Origin of the sequence: Streptomyces drozdowiczii (assembly GCF_026167665.1) — a bacterium.
Lineage (GTDB): Bacteria > Actinomycetota > Actinomycetes > Streptomycetales > Streptomycetaceae > Streptomyces > Streptomyces drozdowiczii_A.
Genome location: NZ_CP098740.1, coordinates 5054281 through 5068570, shown reverse-complemented (window position 1 = coordinate 5068570; position 14290 = coordinate 5054281). Strand labels below are relative to the sequence as shown.

Below are 14290 nucleotides of genomic sequence, written 5' to 3'. Positions count from 1 at the left end.
CCATGCCGCGTTCCTTGCCCCTCCCCGCCTGCGTACGGTCGCCGTGGCGGCCGGAGCCGCGCTGCTCGCCCGGCGGGCGATGCGCCGGCGCATCCAGAAGTCCCCGCTGTGGCCGCTGCCCGCGCTGGACGAGCCCATATCCGGCCGGAACACGCGCCGTTCGACCACCGGACGGCGGCTGCTGGTCACCGGGCGGACCAGCCCCGCCGAGGGCGTCGTCCAACTCCGCCTGGAGGGGCCGGAGCTGCCCGCCTGGGAGCCCGGCGCCCATCTCGACCTGGTGCTGCCCTCCGGCCTGGTCCGGCAGTACTCGCTGTGCGGGGACCCCGCCGACACCGGCGCGTACACCGTGGCCGCGCGGCTCGTCGAGGACGGGCGGGGCGGCTCCCGCGAGGTGCACACCGCGCTCCACGAGGGCGCCGAGGTGGAGGTGCGCGGCCCGCGCAACCGCTTCCCGCTCGCCGACGCCCCCGCCCACCTCCTGATCGCCGGCGGCATCGGCATCACCCCGGTCCTGCCGATGGTCCGCCGACTGGCCGGCGAGGGCGCCGACTGGCGGCTGCTGTACGGGGGCCGGAGCCGGGCCACGATGCCGTTCCTGGAGGAGGTCGAGAAGCTGGGCGCCGACGGGGGCCGGGTCACGGTCGTCCCGCAGGACGAGGCGGGCCACCCGGACATCGCCGCCGCCCTCGCGGACACGGCCGAGGGCACGGCGGTCCACTGCTGCGGCCCGCAGCCCCTGATGGACGCGGTCGCCGCCGCGCTGCCGCCCGGCCGCACCCTGCACCTGGAACGCTTCACGGCGGCGGGTCCCGACCCGGCCGGTGGGGCCCCGTTCGAGGTGGAGCTGCGCCGCTCGGGGCTGACGGTCCCGGTCGCGGCGGACCAGTCGGTGCTGGCCGCCGTGCGCGCCGAGCTGCCGCATGTCGCGTACTCCTGCGAGCAGGGCTTCTGCGGTACGTGCCAACAGCGCGTCCTCGCGGGCGAGGTGGAGCACCGCGACGACCTGCTGACGGACGCGGAGCGCGCCGACTCCATGCTCATCTGCGTCTCCCGGTGCCGGGGCGGGGGCCGGCTGGTGCTGGACCTCTGAACCGGCCGGACCCACCGGTCGGTACGCTGGGGGCATGACGACCGGGGTGCGGCGCAGGATGGGCGTCGAGGAGCGCAGGCAGCAGCTGATCGGCGTCGCGCTGGAGTTGTTCAGCCACCGGGCGCCGGACGAGGTGTCGATCGATGAGATCGCGTCGGCGGCCGGGATCTCGCGGCCCCTGGTCTACCACTACTTCCCGGGCAAACAGAGCCTGTACGAGGCGGCGTTGCGCCGGGCGGCCGACGAGCTGGCAGCCCGCTTCATGGAGCCGCACGAAGGGCCGCTGGGCGCCCGGCTGCTGCGGGTGATGGGCCGGTTCTTCGACTTCGTGGACGAGCACGGGCCGGGGTTCGCCGCGCTGATGCGGGGCGGTCCGGCGGTCGGCTCGTCCACGGCGAACGCCATGATCGACGGGGTGCGCCAGGCCGCCTGCGAACAGATCCTGGCCCACCTGGACGTCGAAGAGCCCCCGGCCCGCCTGGTGTTGGTCGTACGGTCCTGGGTGTCGCTCGCCGAGTCGACGGCGCTGATCTGGCTGGACGGGCGCCGGGTGCCCCGGGCGGAGCTGGAGTTGCAGCTGGTGCACGACTTCGCCGCGCTGGCCGCCGTGAGCGCGGCGTACGACGAGGAGATGGCCGGGATCGTGCTGCGGGTGCTGGCGCAGGAGCCGGCGGACGGGCCGTTCGGGGACCTGCTGACCCGGCTCTCCACACTGGCTCCGGCCGTTCCGGCGGTGCCGGCGCAGCGGTTGCCTTAGGGCCTTTCGTTTGGATCAGGCTGGATCAGGATCCGGGTCTCAGCGCCCGCGGGACCGTACGGACACGAACGGCTGGGGCTCCGCGCCCTCGGCGGTCGAGGTGCCGACCACCGTGAGCCCTGCCCGGCCCCCGGTCACCGCGTTGGCGAAGTTCTCCACGGGGGTCGCCGGGTCCGTCGGGTCCGCCGCCACGGGCTGCAAAAGTGCCAGGTCCTTCCAGTGGTTCCGGCTCCCGGGCTGCCAGGCCCACGCCAGCGCGTCGCGCCGGTCCCCGAGGGTCTGACCCACGACCGCGATGCCGCCTCCGGGGCGTGTGGTGACGCCGTGGAGCCGGGCGGGCACGTCCGGCACGGCGAGCCGGTGCCAGCCCGTGGCGTCGTGACGGGCGACCAGGGCGCGCGTCGATCCGTCCTCGGGCGACCAGTCCTCGCCGACCAGCCACACCGTGCCGTCCTCGGACACCGCGAGCTTCTCGGCCTGGCCGGGGACGTCCGTGACGCCGGGGGCGTCCACCCGCTGCCAGGCGGAGCCGTCGTAGTGCAGCAGCAGCGGGCTGCCGGTGTCACCGTCGTAGCCGGTCGCCCAGACGTCGTCGTCGACGACCGCCTGGACCCCGTTCAGGTACCAGTAGTCGCCGGGCAGTTCGGGGAGGGGCACGTCGCGCCAGGCCGTCCCGTCGAAGTGGCGGACGATCCCGGCGTTCCGGTACTCGATGTTCCAGCCCCCTTCGCCTCGTTCCAGGTGCGGGAGACCTCGATCTGCGCGATTCCGGCGGCCCAGGCCCCGCCCGGCCGGGCGTCCACGTCCAGCAGCGAGCCGGCATCCGACTTCTCGGGCAGCTCCACCGGCACGACCTGCCAGCGCTCGCCGTCGAAGTGCTGGGTGTACACCTTCCCGTCGAGGGCGGCGGAGTCGTCGCCGACGAGCCACACGTCACAGCCGCCGTTCACGTCCATGGCGTTGACTCGGCTGCTGACCTCCCCGGCGGCCGCGGTCGCCGACGGCACGGGCGTCCACGCCGCCCCGGGCGCGGCGCGTTCGGCCACGACGGGCCGGAAGCGGGTCACCTTGCCCTCGGTGCGGATGGTGAACCCGGCCGCCCAGGTTCTCCCCCGCCCCATGTCCGCGACGTCGAGGAGGGTGGTGTCGCTGTACGGTGCCGCCTCGGCCGCCCAGGCGTGCCCGGCCGCGTCCCATGCGAAGGCGGGCGCGGGCGCGGACAGGGCGACGGTCAGGGCGGCCGTGGCCACGGCGACGTGGAGCAGCGGGCGGCGGCTGGGCTTCAGCACAGGGTGGTTCCTTCCGGAGACGGTCTCACCCGGTAAGTGCCGTGGTCCGCCCGCCGGGTTGCACCCGGGCCGCTCAGACCTTGCGGTAGGAGGCGTCCAGGTCCCGGGCCTCCGCCGAGAGGTGCGGCGTCGCGCCGGTGACCGTGCCGAGGTGGGCGCGCAGGAGTTCCAGGACGGCCTCGGTGAGCCGGGCCTTGGTCTCCGGGGTGCGGCCGGGCAGCAGCGAGATGTCCACATGCACGAGTACGTCGCCGGCCGGCGCGTCCGCCACCACGGTCTCCTCGGCCCGCCGGAAGCGGGTCTTGCAGGCGGCGATCTTGGTGTCGACGGTCTCGGCGACGATCGGGTGCAGCGCGAGGGCGAACGCGGGGCGGTCGAATGCCTCGGCCAGCTCGGCGGAGTAGTCGACGGTGATCTGCGGCATGACGGGCTCCCGGACGGGCGGAGAGTGGGCGGACGGCGCCCAGCCTCCCCGTACCGGCGAGGGCGCACAACAGGTATCCGCTAGGTGAGCAGTTCGCCGTGCAGGGCCAGGGCGAGGCCCGCCTCCGCGCTGTCGGCCCGGCCCTGTTCGAAGGCGCGCCGGTATGCGGCGTCACCGACCGCCTCCCGGGCGCGCCGTTCGCAGGTCTCGCGGACCGGGCCCAGCTCGGGGGTGCCGCGCTGGGGGTGGCCGACCATGCGCCAGTAGACCTGTCCGGTGCCGTAGACGCGGGCGGCCCTGGCGCCCTCGCCCTGGGCGGCGATGGCGGCGGCCAGGACGTCCAGGCCGAGCGCGATGCCGAAGCGGTCGCGGAGCCGGTGCTTGCCGGCGAGCATGGCGCGGGCGTGCGCGGCGGCGGGTGCGGCGCGGCCCTGGAGCAGGGCGATCAGGGCGAGTTGGTAGTCCACGTAGGACCGGGTCCAGCACTCGTCCTGGGCCTCGCAGGCCGCCCGCAGCACCACGGCGGCGGACGCGGCCTCCTCCAGGCGGCCGAGCCCGGTGAGGGCGAAGACGGTGATGAGGTGGCAGCGCAGCCGGTAGGCCGCTTCGAGCCGGGTCCCGGACGCGGTGGTCCGGAGCACCCGCCGCGACGCGCGGAGGCCCTTCTCGGGCTCGCCGGTCATCAGGTGGGTGAGTCCGCGCAGATATGCGGCGGCGAGGATGCCCTCGTCGGTGCCGTCGGCGGCGGCCTCCCGGACGCACTCGCGGCCGATGCGCTCGGCGGCCGGGTAGTCGCCCTGGAGCAGGACGCAGATGCCGAGCACCCAGAGCGCCCGGGTGCGGTGGGGGCCGTCGGCCGGTCCGCTGTCCAGGGCGCGCTGGGCGTAACCCCGGGTCTGCGGGAGGTGGCCGCAGCAGCACCAGAAGAAGCCGATGCGGCCGGCCATCTCCTGGGCGGCGGCCGGGTCGTGGGCGAGGAGGTGGTCGAGGGCGGCGCACAGGTCGGCGTGGGCGTCGGCGATGCGGTGGTACCAGAGGATCTGGTCGTCGCCGGTCCAGCCGGCGTGGGCGTTGCGGGCGAGGCTCAGGAAGCAGGCGGCGTGCCGGTCGGCGGCGGCCCGTTCCTCGCCCAGCTCCACGAGCCACATCCGGCCGTACTCGCGCAGGGTGTCGAGCATGCGGTGGCGGGTGCCCTCGCGGCTGACGACGGACTTGGCGGCCAGGCCGCGCAGGGCGGTGCGGACGCCGTCCTCGGTGAGGGGGCCGCCGGCGCAGACGGTGACGGCGGTCTCCTCGTCGAAGTCGCCGCGCAGCACGGTGAGCCGGGCCCACAGCAGCCGTTCGAGCGGGGTGCACAGCTCGTGGGACCAGCCGATGGTGGTGCGCAGGGTGCGGTGGCGGACCGGGCGGAGCGTGGTGTCGGCGAAGACGTCGAGCCGGGAGCCGAGGCGCTGGGCGATCTCCTGGACGCTCTGCCGGCCGACCGCGGCGGCGGCCAGCTCGATGGCGAGCGGGATGCCGTCGAGGCGGCGGCAGATGTCGGCGGCTGCCTCGGCGGTGCCCGGTTCCCGGAAGGGGGTGGCGGGGGCGGCGGCCGTGGCGCGTTCCCGGAAGAGGGTGAGGGCGTCGGCGGCGCCGTCGACGGGCAGCGGGTCGACCTCGATGAGCTGTTCGCCCCGGGTGTCCAGGGGCTGGCGGCTGGTGGCGAGGACGGTGAGCCCGGGCGCGGTGGTCAGGATCTCGCCGAGGAGGTGGGCGCAGGCGGGGCGCAGGTGCTCGCAGGAGTCCAGGACGAGCAGCAGCTGCTTGTCGGCGAGCCATTCGCACAGCACGTCGATGGGCGGGCGCAGGGTGTGGTCGCTGAGGCCGACCGCGTCGGAGACGGTGGCGAGGAGGAGTTCGTCGTCGTGCAGCGGGGCGAGGTCGGCCCACCGGACGCCGTCGCGGTAGCCGGGGGCGGCGCGGCGGGCGGCGCGGAGGGCGAGCCGGGTCTTGCCGACGCCTCCGGTGCCGGTGAGGGTGGTCAGCCGACCGGTGGCGAGGGCGTGTTCGAGCCCGGTCAGCTCGGCCGTCCGTCCGACAAAGCTGGTGGTCTCCTCGGGGAGATTGCTGGCCATCGTCACCGTCGCTGCACAGGTGGATTGAGAGGCGTGCGCCCGGGGGTGTGTGGAGCGACACCCCCGGGCGGGTGCCCATACGGTAGTCCTGTGACGGTCAGCGCAGGGTGAACACCGCCACCGTGCGTCCCGGAACGGTGAAGCTGCCCGAACTCCGCTCGTACGAGGACTTCTTGACGGTAGAATCCGCGCCCTTCGCCTGGACGTGGTGCAGGGCGTAGTCCTTCCCGGCCAGCGCGGCCACCTTCTGGGTGGTGGTGCCGGGCGCGGCGTTGAAGACGACGACGAGGTTGCCGAGGCGCATGGTGATCACGCCGGGGGTCTCGTCCTTGCCGGAGAGCGGGAAGGAGAGCCGGGACTGCACCTGTGCGGCACTGGCCAGGTCGAAGTCCTGCTCGGTGGTGCGGATGGTGAGCAGGTCCCGGTACGCGGCCGAGGCGCCGTTGATCTGGGCGCAGCCCGGGTTGACCGCGGCGCTGGCCAGCAGGGGCTTCGCGTACGGCCACTTGGCCTCGTTGTCCGCGGCCGGCGGCAGTCCGCGCCCGAAGCCGTTGCCGGCCCGGCAGTCCCAGTGCAGGGCGTTGAACCAGTCGCCGCTGTCGAAGGAGTTGCGGTCCAACGACTTGGAGCGCAGCAGGTCCGTGCCGGCCTGGGAGAGCGCGGGGCCCTGCGAGAGGGTCGCCGTCGCCATGGCCAGGACCTGCATGCGGGCCCGGTCGGCGGCAGGGGTGCCCGCCGGGAGCTTGAACGCGAGCGCGTCGTACAGGGTCTCGTTGTCGTGGGCGTCGGCGTAGGCGAGGGCGTCACCGGGGGCGGCGGCGTAGGCGGCCGGGGCGCCGTTGTAGTCGACGCCGGAGCCCTTGACGGTGTTCCCGGCGGTGTCGGTGAAGGTGTAGTCGGCGAGGTTGCCGGTGAGGCCGACCTTGATCAGGTCCTGGTAGTGGAGCAGGCGGGCCTTCTGCTCGGCCCGCGTGCCGTTGGCGGTGGAGGTGTTGGGGTCGGTGTAGAGGCCGGTGGCGAAGCCCTGGACGCCGGGGTCCTCGTCGAACGGGGAGCCGCCGCGTACGGCGTCGCGGGCCCGGTCGGAGAAGGTGGCGATGCCGGTGCCGGCCATGTTCTTCTGGGTGGCCTGGACGAAGCGGGCGTCGTCGGCGATCTCGCCGAAGTTCCAGCCCTCCCCGTACAGGATGATCTTCTTGCCGTCCACGCCGTCCTTGGCGAGGGTCAGCGCGTCGAGGGCCTTGCGGACGGCCAGGATGTTGGCCTTGGGGTGGTGGCCCATCAGGTCGAAGCGGAAGCCGTCGACCTTGTACTCCTTGGCCCAGGTGACGATCGAGTCCACGACGAGCTTGCCCATCATGGTGTTCTCGGGGGCGGTGTTGGCGCAGCAGGTGGAGGTGGCGACGGTGCCGTCCTCCAGGAGCCGCTGGTAGTAGCCGGGCACGATCCGGTCGAGGACGGACTTGGCGTCCTGGCCGGAGGCGACGGTGTGGTTGTAGACGACGTCCATGACGGTGCGCAGTCCGGCGCCGTTGAGCCCCTGGACCATCTGCCGGAACTCGACCGTGCGCTCGGTGCCGTCCGGGTCGGAGGCGTAGCTGCCCTCGGGGACGGTGTAGTGCAGCGGGTCGTAGCCCCAGTTGAAGGCGTCCTTCGCGGCGGCCTTCGCCACGCACGCCTGCTGTTCGGCGGAGTCGGGGGCGTAGACGGAGAGGTCGCAGGCCGGCTTCCGCTGGTCCTTCTTCTTCTCGGGGATGGTCCCGATGTCGAAGGCGGGCAGCAGGTGGACGTAGCTGGTGCCGGAGTCCGCGAGCTGCTTGAGGTGCTTCATGCCGTCGGAGCGGGTGTCGGTGAAGGCCAGGTACTCGCCGGGGTGCTGGGAGGTGGGGTCCGCGATGGAGAAGTCGCGGATCTGGAGCTCCTGGATCTGCGCGTCGCGCAGCGGCACGGCGGCGGGCTTGCGCAGGGAATTCCAGCCCTTGGGGGCGAGCTTCGGGTCCGCCAGGTCCACGACGAGGCTGCGGGCGGAGTCGGTGGTGAGGGCGGTGGAGTAGGGGTCGGTGACCTTGTTGGTGACGAGCTTCTGGACGGTGGGCGCCCAGACGTTCACGACGTACCGGTAGGGCTTGCCGGTCCAGCTCTTCTTCCCGGTGACGGACCAGACGCCGGTGCGGTCGTCGCGCCGCATGGGGACGGTCTTCCCGTCGAGTTCGAGCGCGACGGTACGGGCGGTGGGCGCCCACACCGAGAGGGTGGGGGTGCCGTGGCGGAAGACCGGGCCGAGCGCGGCACCGCTCGCCTTCGCGCCGTAGAGGTCGTCGAGCACTCCGGCGCTCTGCACCCCGGTGGCGGCGAGCAGGGCCCCGTTGGCGGCGCGCTGGGTGGCGATGAGCTGGCCGCGCAGGGCGTCGCGGACGCGGGCGCGGTCCCGGGCGTCGACGGTGAAGGCGGGGTAGTCCTTGAGGTGCGGGTACTTCGCCTTCTGGGCGTCGGTGAGCGCGGACGGGGTGAGGCGCAGCCACTGGCCCTCGTCGCTGAGGGCGCCGTCCCGGACGGTGATGCCGCCCTTCTCGGCGTACACGAGCTGCTGACTGGTGGCCTCGGTGGCCTTCACCTTCCAGACGACCGTGTCGGCGTCGATCCACTGCGCCTCGGCCTTGGTCAGGTCGGGCGTCGGTACGCCACCGGCCTGCGGGAGCAGATAGCCGCCCTGGCCGCCGAGCAGCCACACCTCGTGGCCGTACGTGGCGAGGTCGAGGGACTGGTCGCTGGGGAGGTCCTTCTCGTCGCCCCGGTGCAGGATGTAGCTGAGCGAGGTGGCTCCGTCGGTGAGCGGGACCTCGAAGGTGAGCCCGGAGGCGTCCTTCTTCACGGGCTGGAGCGGCTTGGCCCAGTCCGTGGGCTCCTCGGCGCCGGTCCAGGTGTGCAGCCCCCAGCCGTCGTAGTCGCCGTCGGCGCGGTAGTAGTGCAGGACGGCCTTGGTGGTGTCCTGCTCCGGATAGGCCCCGTCCGGCGCGGTCTCCGCCTGGCCGTCCTCGCCCTGCGCGATCCACACCTCACCGGTCTTCGCCAGGTCCACGGTGCGCTCGGGCCCGTCGGCGGTGCCGGACTTCTCGACGGTGTACGGGACGGTGGCGGCGCCCTCGGGCACCTTGAGCCACGCGAACGCGCCGTAGGCGTCGCGCCCGGCGAAGGCGGCGGTGGTCCCGCCGGACTTGGCCTGCCAGCCGTCGTAGTCGCCGTCGGCGCGCCGGTAGTGGACGACGGCGTAGTCCCGCTCGACGGCGACGGGCTTGGCGGGGGCGGGCGCCTGTCCGGCGGTGGAGGAGGCGGTGGCGCTCGCCGTGCGGCCGGTGCGGTCCACCACGACGGCCTTGTAGCGCAGCGGTGTTCCGGCGGCGGTCCTGTCGCTCAGCGTCTGGGTGACCTTGTACGGGGCGTGGTCGGCGGTGCCGAGCGTGGTCCACTTGCCGTTGCCGGTCTGGGCGGCGAAGACGACCCGGTTGAGCGAGCCGCCGTCCACGTCGGCGGTCAGCTCGACGGTGCCGGTGGCGCCCGCGGCGGGGGCCTTCAGGGTGACGGAGGGCTTGGTCGCCGGGGCCGCGAGGGGCTCGGCCGCGCGGAGCACGAGGCTCGACAGGGCCGGGACCGTGACGGTGACCTTCTTGTCGGCGCCGCTGCGGACCGTACCGGAACCGCCGTACAAGGTACGGAAGTCCATGCGGGCGGACCCGGTGGGCAGCTCGACGGTCTTCGCGGAGGTGCCGTTGTTGGTGGCGACCAGGTACTCGTCGCCGCGCTTGGCATCGGTGCGCGAGAAGGCGTACACCGAGCCCTCCGCGTACCGCTCGGTCTGCACGCCGTCCCGCAGCGCCGGGTTGTCCCGGGTCAGCTTCGAGAGGGCGGCGATGGTGCGGTAGAGCGGGTGGGTCTCGTCGTACGCGTCGGAGGCGTGGGTGCGGTCGGTGCCCAGCTCGTCGTCGTCCAGGTAGTCGGCGGTCTTCGAGGCGAACATCGTCTGGCGGGCGTCCTTGTCGCCGCCGGCGCCCGTGAAGCCCTGCTCGTCACCGTAGTAGATGACGGGGTTGCCCCGGCCGAGGAACATCAGCTCGTCGGCGAGCTGTGCGCGCTTCACCAGCTCCGCGTCACCGGCCTCCGGGTTGTCCTGCTTGAGGAAGGTCCCGATGCGGCCCATGTCGTGGTTGCCGAGGAAGGTCACCTGCTCGTAGGCGTTGGCCTTGTCGGTGGTGTACCGGTAGTCGTCGCCGTAGACGGCGGCGAGTTTCGAGGCCGGGGCGCCCTGCGAGGCGTACTGGCGGGCCGCCTCCTGGAACGGGAAGTCGAGCGTGGCGTCCAGCCGCCCCTGGGTGACGTACGGCGAGGTGACGGCGGTGTCCGAGGAGTAGACCTCGCCGAACATGAAGAAGTCCTTGCGGCCGTGGGTCGCCGCGTACGCGTCGAGCGCGGTGGCCCACTGGGTCCAGAAGTCCATGTCGACGTGCTTGACGGTGTCGATCCGGAACCCGTCGATGTCGAAGTCCCGGACCCACTTCTCGTAGATCTTCTCCATGCCGGAGACGACCTCGGGCCGCTCGGTCCACAGGTCGTCCAGACCGGAGAAGTCGCCGTACGTGGTGGACTCCCCGGCGTAGGTCGAGTCGCCCCGGTTGTGGTACATCGTCGGGTCGTTGAGCCAGGACGGCGTCTTGCCGCCGCCGCTCACCGGCTTGTACGGGAAGGAGTCGGCGTCCACCTTCGCCATGCCGGCGGCGTCGTCGAAGGGGCGGCCGTCGCGGTCGAGGTAGGGGTAGGCGCCCTTGGACCGGTAGCCGTAGGTCTTCTCGGCGTAGTCGACGGTGTCGGCGGTGTGGTTGGTAATGACGTCGAAGAAGACCTTCATGCCCTTGCGGTGGGCCTTGTCGATCAGCTTCGTCAGGTCGGCGTTGGTGCCGAAGTGCGGGTCGACCTGGGTGAAGTCGGTGATCCAGTAGCCGTGGTAGCCGGCCGATGCGTCCTTGCCGGTGCCCTGGACGGGCCGGTTCTTGAAGATCGGCGCGAGCCAGATGGCGGTGGTGCCGAGCCCCTTGATGTAGTCGAGCCGGTCGGTCAGCCCCTTGAGGTCGCCGCCCTGGTAGAACCCCTTGTCGGTGGGGTCGTAGCCGGTCTCCAGGCGCGAACCGGTCAGCCCGCCCCGGTCGTTGCGGGTGTCCCCGTTGGCGAACCGGTCGGGCATCACGAAGTAGAACTGCTCGCGGGTCAGGTCGTGCCGGGTGGCCTGCGCGGCCAGCTTGGCGTCCGAGGGCGCGGCGGGCGGCCGGGCCGCGGCGGCGGGCAGCGCGGGCACCAGGGCCGCGCACAGGGCGGCCGCGACGACGGCGGTCGCCGTTCTGCGTGCGGGCACGCGCGGGTACGGACGTTTCACTCGGGCTCTCCTCGGAGGGGTACGGGGGTGTGCGGGGCCGGACGGGCCGCGTGGGGGACGGCCCGTCCGGCGGGGGGGGTGGGGGGTCTCAGCCGCGCCAGACGTCCGAGGTCAGCGTGACCTTGCCGGAGGACGGCACCGTGGCCGTGCGGTTGGCCCCGCTCTCCCAGGTGACGTTGCCGCTCGCGTCCTTGCGGATGTACTTGTACTCGAACGCGGTGCCCGGGGGCAGGGCCACGTCGAGCTTCCAGACCGGGTACGTCGCCGGGTCGAGCTTCAGGGCGCTGCCGGTGTTCCAGTTGCCGAGGGCGGACTGGTTGCCGGTGACGTAGATGTTCTGGCCGAGCTGGGTGGTGGCGTTGACGCCGAAGGAGGCGCCGGAGGTGCCGGTCCCCGTGCCCGGGTCGGTGGTGCCGGAGGAGCCGCCGCAGGTGCGGGCGCCGGTGTGCAGGGCCAGGGCGGTGTTGGCGCCCAGGGTCGCGGTGAACTGGCCGGAGCCGTTGACCGTGACGCCCTTGCCGGACTGGACGTCGCAGTAGTCGCCGGCGGGCAGCGAGGTCTGGAACGTACGGGTCAGCGAGGAGCCCTCGTGGTTGATCGCCACGTATGCCTTGGAGCCGCGCCCGAAGGCGATCCGGTCGCCGCCGTTGTCCCACCAGTCGGTGACGGCCTCACCGCGCGCGGTGTTGCGGAAGCCGACCATGGAGGAGATCTCGCGCCAGGCGTGCTGGCACTTCCAGCCGTCGCTGTAGCAGGCGTTCACCGTGCCGCCGTTGGGCGGTCCGGCGTCCTTGTCGGACCACTCGTAGCCGGAGTGGACGTCGGGCGAGCCGTAGGGCCAGGCCAGCATGAACACGCTGGCGAGGGTGTAGTTGGCGCCGTCCTTGTAGTTCAGCGTGTCGCCGCCCCGCTCGGTGTCGTGGTTGTCCACGAACACGGCGGCCTTCGAGGAGGGCATGAAGCCCCAGCCCTCGCCGAAGTTCTTCAGGTTGGCGAGGTTCTCGTTGTTGAACACCTGCTTGAGGCCGCGGGCGTAGCGGAACTCCTGGACGTCCCCGTTCCCGGTGTACTCGTCGGGCGAGACGGCCTCGCCGGCCCCGTAGATCGCCTCCTGCTTCCAGTAGACGCCCGGGTTGCTCAGCCGGGACTTGATGTTGGCGAGGTCACCGGCGGGCATGTGCTTGGCGGCGTCGATACGGAATCCGTCGACGCCCAGCGAGAGCAGGTCGTTGAGGTAGCCGGCGATCTTGCCGCGTACGTAGTCCTCGCCGGTGTCCAGATCGGCGAGCCCGACCAGCTCGCAGTTCTGGACGTTGGCGCGGTCGCCGTAGTTGCTGATCTGGGCGGTGCAGTCGTCCATGTCGGCCGAGGAGTAGAGGCCGGGGTAGTTGTACTTGGTGTACGAGGTGCCGCCCGTGCCGGTGCCCGAACCGCTGGTCATGTGATTGATGACCGAGTCCGCGACGACCTTGACGCCCGCGCTGTGGCAGGTGCTGACCATGCGGGCGAAGGCCGTACGGTCCCCGAGCCGCCCGGCGATCTTGTAGCTGACCGGCTGGTACGAGGTCCACCACTGGCTGCCCTGGATGTGCTCCTGGGGCGGCGAGACCTGGACGAAGCCGTATCCGGCCGGGCCGAGGGTGTCCGTACACGCCTTGGCGACGGAGTCGAACTTCCACTCGAAGAGGACGGCGGTGACGTCCTTGGTGCCCGGGGCGGATGCCTCGGCCGTCGTGGCGGGGACCACGAGGGCGGCGGCTCCCGCGACGAGGGCGAGCGCGGCAGACAGGGGTCTGCTGGCCATGTTTTCCTCCTGCGGTGGGGGGAAATGCGGGTGACGGTTCAGCCCTTACGGCAACGCGCCCTGCCCTCAAGGCTCCTGAAGGTTCTTGCTGCAAGAATGCAAACCTTGCCACAGCGAGACCGTACGAGCCCGGCAGGTCCCGGTCAACCCTTTGGACACCGCCCGCTCACATCCATGAAATACCGCGGATTTCTTCCTGCAAGGACTTACGCAAGACATTGCAGCCCTGTTACGTTTCTCCCGACTCCGGTCCGGTCGGCCGGGGGTCCCGTTACCCCGGGCCCCACGCGCCCGGGCGGCCGGGCCGGTCAGGAACACGAGAGGCACCGGCGGTCACACCTCCCCGCCGGCCCAATCCGGGTCGACCTCCGGTGCCTCTCCTGTGTCAGCCCGCCCCCGGCCCCTTCCCGGCCCGGGGCTAGGCTCGCCCCATGTGGCCAGGAGAGCAGTCGCACCCCGATCAGCCCAACACGCCGGGCCCGCAGCCCGGTTCGCCCCAGGCGCAGCCCGGCCGGTCCACCCCCGACTGGCACGCCGCGCCCACGATGGGCATGAGCGCCCCCGAGCCGCCCCGCCCCCGCCGCAACCGGACCACGGTCGCCGTGGTGGCCGCGTCCGCCGCGGTCGTCGTGGCCTGCGCGGCCGTGGGCTATCTGACCCTCCGCGACGACGGGAACGACGAGGCCGGTCCGCAGCCGACGCCCACCGCGTCCGCGAGCGCGTCGGCGAGCGACGGCGGCACGGACCGGGGCGCCGGAGGCGGCGGCTCGGCCCCGCTCGTCCCCGGGTGGAACACCGTGGTCAACGGCAAGCGCGGCATCACCTTCGACGTGCCCGCCTCCTGGAAGCGCCAGTCCGCGGACTGGGTGAGCTACGTCACGGAGAACGACGACCCGAAGGAGAAGCCGCTGGTCGCGATGATGGCCCCGGCGATCCTCAAGGAGAAGTGGTGCACCTCCGACGACGACAAGGACGGCACCCCCGAGGAGTTCTCGCTCGCTTCGGTCGGCACCACCGGGGAGCAGGGCGCCAAGAGCGCGGCCGAGGCCGCCGAGGACACCGCCGAGACCTGGGTCTACGGCCTCTACACCCAGCCCGACCGCTCGCGTCTGACGGTCGGTGAGCCCGAGTCGTTCCGTACGAAGTCGGGCGTCGAGGGCAGCCTCGTCACGGTCACGTCGTCCGGGACGCCGAAGAAGGGCAAGTGCGACACTGACGGCAAGGCGGTGACCTTCGCCTTCAAGAACGCGGAGGGCAAGTTCGTCTCGTGGACCTACGTAGGCGCCCACGGCGTCCCGGACGAGGTCTCCGACGCGACGATCCGCCAGATCCTCTCCACCGTACGCCTCTTCAAGGACGGCGACGGCGACGACTGACCTGCCCC

General features: G+C 72.5%; 9 protein-coding genes. 3 read left to right on the top strand and 6 right to left on the bottom strand.

Annotated features, from left to right (window positions below; genetic code table 11):
- Positions 1–43: 43 nt before the first annotated feature.
- On the top strand, positions 44–1093 hold the full coding sequence (locus NEH16_RS23040) for a PDR/VanB family oxidoreductase (protein ID WP_430523767.1): 1050 nt from the start codon (positions 44–46) through the stop codon (positions 1091–1093).
- 34 nt (positions 1094–1127) lie between these two features.
- Positions 1128–1850: a TetR/AcrR family transcriptional regulator gene (locus NEH16_RS23035; protein ID WP_265544686.1), complete on the top strand. Its 723-nt coding sequence runs from the start codon at positions 1128–1130 to the stop codon at positions 1848–1850.
- A 39-nt stretch (positions 1851–1889) separates the two neighbouring features.
- On the opposite strand, the gene NEH16_RS23030 is transcribed toward NEH16_RS23035, so the two are convergent.
- The 6 genes from NEH16_RS23030 to NEH16_RS23005 form a co-directional block, all read right to left on the bottom strand.
- On the bottom strand, positions 1890–2507 hold the full coding sequence (locus tag NEH16_RS23030; protein ID WP_265544684.1) for a hypothetical protein: 618 nt from the start codon (positions 2505–2507) through the stop codon (positions 1890–1892).
- Positions 2468–3139 (bottom strand): hypothetical protein, encoded by a 672-nt coding sequence (locus tag NEH16_RS23025; protein ID WP_265544683.1) that lies wholly within the window; start codon positions 3137–3139, stop codon positions 2468–2470. The genes NEH16_RS23030 and NEH16_RS23025 overlap by 40 nt, the downstream gene beginning before the upstream one ends.
- Before the next feature lie 73 nt (positions 3140–3212).
- Positions 3213–3563 carry a 5-carboxymethyl-2-hydroxymuconate Delta-isomerase gene (locus NEH16_RS23020; RefSeq protein ID WP_265544681.1) on the bottom strand — a complete coding sequence of 117 codons (351 nt, stop codon included), beginning with the start codon at positions 3561–3563 and terminating at the stop codon, positions 3213–3215.
- An 80-nt stretch (positions 3564–3643) separates the two neighbouring features.
- Positions 3644–5680, bottom strand: a complete 2037-nt coding sequence (locus NEH16_RS23015) for an ATP-binding protein (protein ID WP_265544678.1) — start codon at positions 5678–5680, stop codon at positions 3644–3646.
- A gap of 97 nt (positions 5681–5777) precedes the next feature.
- Entirely contained in the window at positions 5778–11102 is a 5325-nt protein-coding gene (gene pulA, locus NEH16_RS23010) for a pullulanase-type alpha-1,6-glucosidase (protein ID WP_265544677.1), read from the bottom strand.
- Between the two features lie 88 nt (positions 11103–11190).
- On the bottom strand, positions 11191–12906 hold the full coding sequence (locus tag NEH16_RS23005; protein ID WP_265544675.1) for a carbohydrate-binding module family 20 domain-containing protein: 1716 nt from the start codon (positions 12904–12906) through the stop codon (positions 11191–11193).
- Positions 12907–13451: 545 nt separating this feature from the next.
- On the opposite strand from NEH16_RS23005, the gene NEH16_RS23000 reads away from it, so the two are divergent.
- Positions 13452–14282 carry a hypothetical protein gene (locus NEH16_RS23000; protein WP_374215641.1) on the top strand — a complete coding sequence of 277 codons (831 nt, stop codon included), beginning with the start codon at positions 13452–13454 and terminating at the stop codon, positions 14280–14282.
- The last annotated feature ends 8 nt before the right edge of the window (positions 14283–14290 follow it).

Coding starts and splice junctions, on each gene's coding strand:
- NEH16_RS23020 (WP_265544681.1), bottom strand. CDS start 3,563: ATGCCGCAGATCACCGTCGACTACTCCGCCGAGCTGGCCGAGGCATTC.
- NEH16_RS23035 (WP_265544686.1), top strand. CDS start 1,128: ATGACGACCGGGGTGCGGCGCAGGATGGGCGTCGAGGAGCGCAGGCAG.
- NEH16_RS23005 (WP_265544675.1), bottom strand. CDS start 12,906: ATGGCCAGCAGACCCCTGTCTGCCGCGCTCGCCCTCGTCGCGGGAGCC.
- NEH16_RS23000 (WP_374215641.1), top strand. CDS start 13,452: ATGGGCATGAGCGCCCCCGAGCCGCCCCGCCCCCGCCGCAACCGGACC.
- NEH16_RS23015 (WP_265544678.1), bottom strand. CDS start 5,680: ATGGCCAGCAATCTCCCCGAGGAGACCACCAGCTTTGTCGGACGGACG.